Source organism: Streptomyces sp. NPDC059456, from assembly GCF_042750055.1.
Taxonomy (GTDB): domain Bacteria; phylum Actinomycetota; class Actinomycetes; order Streptomycetales; family Streptomycetaceae; genus Streptomyces.
Genome location: NZ_JBHYVA010000731.1, coordinates 1 through 4154 on the forward strand (window position 1 = coordinate 1; position 4154 = coordinate 4154).

Consider the following 4154-nt stretch of genomic DNA (forward strand, 5'->3'; position numbering starts at 1 on the left):
CGCCCCGACCGCGGCCTTGTCGGCGGAGGCGGGGCCGACGGCGTTCCCGCCGGCCCCGCACCCGGTGAGCGCGAGCGCTCCGGTCAGGGACAGGGCGGCCACGGCGGCCGCGCTGCGGTACCGCACGGCGGTGGCTCTGCTGGTGGTGCGCATCGGTGGTACCCCCCGGGGTTCGGCTGATGTCGCCGGTGTGACGTACAGGGTCGCGCCGCCGGTTTCGCCCCGGCGGTCCCGGGCCGATCCCGATGCGGTCACGGTCCGGCCTCGGTGATCGGCAGGTGAGCGGTCTGAGACGATGTGTCCATGCACGAAGCGGACATGCGTACGGACGGCGCGACCGGTACGGGCGCCGGCGGCGGTACGAACGGCCGGCCGGGCCCGGCGGCCGGCCGCAGCGCCGTCGTCATCGGCGGCGGCATCGCGGGCCTGGCAGCGGCCCGCCGGCTGCTCGCCGACGGCCTGCGCGTCACGCTCCTGGAGGCCGGGCCGCGCCTGGGCGGCAAGCTGCTCGCCGGCGAACTCGCCGGTCTCCCCGTCGACCTCGGCGCCGAGTCCGTGCTCGCCCGCCGCCCCGAGGCCCTGGAGCTGGCCCGGGCCGTGGGCCTCGGCGAGGCCCTCCAGCCGCCCGCCACCACCACCGCCCGGCTGTGGACCCGCGGAGCGCTGCGGCCCATGCCGCGCGGCCATGTCATGGGCGTCCCCGGTGACGTGGCCCCGCTCGCCGCCTCCGGGGTGCTCTCCGCCGAGGGCCTGGCCCGGATCGAGGCCGAACGCACCCTGGCACCCACCGAGATCGGCGAGGACGTCGCCGTCGGTGAATACGTCGCCGCCCGCTTCGGCCGGGAGGTCGTCGACCGCCTGGTGGAGCCCCTCCTCGGCGGGGTCTACGCCGGCGATGCGTACCGCATCTCCATGCGCGCCGCCGTCCCCGCCCTCTTCGACGCCATCCGCACCCACCCCACGCTGACCGACAGCGTCCGCGCACTCCAGGACGGGGCCGCGGCCCGCGCCGCCGCCGAACGCACCACCGTCACCGGCGCGGCCGCCACCGGCGCCTTCTTCGCGGGGATCGCCGGCGGCATCGGGCGCCTGCCGCTCGCCGTCGCCGACGCCTGCCGGGCCGCGGGGGCGCGGATCGCCACCGGCAGCACCGTGCGCGGCCTCCGGCGCACCGACGCGGGCTGGAGCGTCGTCACCGACACCGAGGTGATCGACGCGGACGCCGTGGTCCTGGCCGTCCCGGCCGGGCCCGCCGCCCGGCTGCTGGAAGGGCTCGCCCCGGCCGCGGCCGCCGAGCTGCGGACCGTCGAGTACGCCTCGATGGCCCTGGTGACGATGGCCTTCCGGCGCTCCGAGCTGCCCGCCGCGATCACCGACGGCGACGCCAGCGGCTTCCTCGTACCGCCCGTCGACGGGCGGACCGTCAAGGCCTCCACGTTCTCCGGCAACAAGTGGGCCTGGGCCGGCGCCGACCCGGAGCTGTTCCCGCTGCGCACCTCCGTCGGCCGGTACGGCGACGAGGGCGACCTGGGGCGCGAGGACTCCGAGCTGGTCGACGTCTCGCTGCGCGACCTCGGGGAGGCCGTGGGCCTCGCGGCCCGGCCGGTCGCCTCCACCGTCACCCGCTGGGACGGCGGTCTGCCCCAGTACCCGGTCGGCCACCTCGCCCGTGTGGCCCGGATCCGCGACGCCGTCGCGGCCCTGCCCGGCCTCGCCGTGTGCGGCGCGCTGTACGACGGCGTGGGCATCCCGGCGTGCATCGCGAGCGCCGGGAAGGCCGCCGACGTGGTGATGGCCACGTTGGGCACCCCTGGCACCGACCACTGATCAGCACACGGGACAATGGACACATGACTGCACCAGAGAAGATTCCCAACGCGGGGAAGAAGGCGAAGGACCTCAACGAGGTCATCCGCTACACCCTGTGGTCCGTCTTCAAGCTGAAGGACGTCCTGCCCGAGGACCGGAGCGGCTACGCCGACGAGGTCCAGGAGCTGTTCGACCAGCTGGCCGCCAAGGACATCACCGTCCGCGGCACCTATGACGTCTCCGGCCTGCGCGCCGACGCGGACATCATGATCTGGTGGCACGCCGAGACCTCGGACGAGCTGCAGACCGCGTACAACCTGTTCCGCCGCACCAAGCTGGGCCGCGCGCTGGAGCCGGTGTGGTCGAACATGGCCCTGCACCGTCCGGCCGAGTTCAACAAGTCGCACATCCCGGCCTTCCTGGCCGACGAGGTCGCGCGCGACTACGTCAGCGTCTACCCGTTCGTGCGCTCGTACGACTGGTACCTGCTGCCCGACGAGGACCGCCGCCGCATGCTCGCGGACCACGGCAAGATGGCCCGCGGCTACCCGGACGTCCGGGCCAACACCGTCGCGTCCTTCTCGCTGGGCGACTACGAGTGGATGCTGGCCTTCGAGGCCGACGAGCTGTACCGCATCGTCGACCTCATGCGTCACCTGCGTGCCTCCGAGGCCCGTATGCACGTTCGGGAAGAGGTGCCCTTCTACACCGGACGCCGCAAGTCCGTCGCCGATCTGGTGGCCGGGCTCGCCTGATACCTCCCCTGGGGGGAAGGAGCCGGAGGAACGCTCTCGTGACTGGGGAGCGGCTTCCGGTGGATCGGGAGGCCCAGCCCCCGAAACGACGCAGCCGGAGATCCCGCCCGGAAGTTCAGACGACAGGCGGCAGCAGAGCCCTGGGTACCTTCCCCGGGGCCGTCGCCGCCCGGTCGTCCAGCGACACCGGTGCGGGCTCCGGATGCGGCGCACACGTGACACGCCGCCCTGGGGTGTCACCCGTCAGCAGATACCGCTCCACGTGACGGTCCACGCAGCCATTGCGTCCGCCGACCACTCCGTGCGCGCCCGCCCCCACCTCCGTGACCAGCGCCGCCCCGGCGCCGAGCCGCCGCTGGAGCTCCAGCGCACTCGGGTACGGGGTCGCCCCGTCCCGCTCCGCCGCGACGACCAGCGTGCGCGGGATCGCCGCCGGCTGCTCCCCGACCGCCACCGGCCGCTGCCGCTCGCGGACCGGCCAGTACGCACACGGCAGGTTCAGGAAGGCATTGGCCCAGGTCTCGAAGGGCGCCCTGCGCGCCAGTTCGGTGTTGTCGCGGTTCCAGACCTCCCAATCCGTGGGCCAGGCGGCGTCGTTGCACAGCACCGCCGTGTACACCGCCCGCGCGTTCTCGCGCGCGGGCGCCGACTCCGGGTCGGAGCCGGCCTGTCGGACCAGCGGGCCCGGATCGCCGGCCAGGTACGCGGCGAGCGCGGCCGCCCGCTCCGGCCAGACGTCGTCGTAGTAAGCGGCCTGGAGGAACGCGGCCTGGAGTTCGCCGGTCCCCACGGCCCCGCCCGCCGGAGTACGGGCCACCGCGTCCCGCACCCGCTCGTAACTCGCCTGCACCGCCGCCGGGGTGGCGCCGAGCCGGTACGTGGCGTGGTGGCGGGCGGCCCAGGCGCGGAAGTCGTACCAGCGGCGCTCGAACCCCGGCGCCTGGTCGAGGTTGTCGAGGTACCAGATGCGGCGCGGGTCGGGGTCGACCGCGGAATCGAGGACCATCCGGCGGACGTGGCCGGGGTGCAGCGTGGCGTAGACGGCCCCCAGGTAGGTGCCGTACGAGGCGCCCATGAAGGTCAGCCGCTCCTCGCCGAGCGCGGCGCGCAGCACGTGCAGGTCGCGCACGTTGTCGAGGGTCGAGTAGTACCGCAGGGCCGCGCCGGCCCGCTGCGCGCAGCCGCGGGCGTAGGCCCGGGCGGCGGCGACGCGCTGCTGCTTGTACGCGGCGGAGGGTTCCACCGGCACCTGGGTGGGGCCGTGGGTGCGGGCGGGGTCCTCGCAGGACAGCGGCGCGGACCGGCCGACCCCGCGCGGGGCGTAGCCGACGAGGTCGTAGGCGGCGCCGATGCGGTCCCACTCGGGGAGCCCGGAGAGCAGCGGGAAGAACATCCCGGAGGCGCCGGGACCGCCGGGGTTGTAGACGAGCGCCCCCTGCCGGGCGGCGCCGCCGCGGCCGGTGGCGGCGACCCGGCTGACGGTGAGGGAGATCTGCGGCCCGTCCGGCCGTGCGTAGTCGAGCGGAACCCCGAGGGTCGCGCACCGCACGGGGGAGGGGAGCGCCTCGGCTCCGGGACAGACCCCGAACG

General features: G+C 75.1%; 3 protein-coding genes. 2 read left to right on the plus strand and 1 reads right to left on the minus strand.

Translation table 11 applies throughout. From position 1 onward, the window contains the following. The first annotated feature begins 318 nt into the window (after positions 1-318). Positions 319-1827 carry a protoporphyrinogen oxidase gene (hemG, locus tag ACFXA3_RS37330; RefSeq protein WP_385194813.1) on the plus strand — a complete coding sequence of 503 codons (1509 nt, stop codon included), beginning with the start codon at positions 319-321 and terminating at the stop codon, positions 1825-1827. A gap of 23 nt (positions 1828-1850) precedes the next feature. After that, positions 1851-2564: a hydrogen peroxide-dependent heme synthase gene (gene hemQ / locus ACFXA3_RS37335; RefSeq protein WP_266634223.1), complete on the plus strand. Its 714-nt coding sequence runs from the start codon at positions 1851-1853 to the stop codon at positions 2562-2564. Between the two features lie 115 nt (positions 2565-2679). Here the strand turns inward: hemQ and ACFXA3_RS37340 are convergent. Continuing rightward, a partial coding sequence (locus tag ACFXA3_RS37340) for an alpha/beta fold hydrolase (RefSeq protein ID WP_385194810.1) occupies positions 2680-4154 on the minus strand: 1475 nt, incomplete at its 5' end.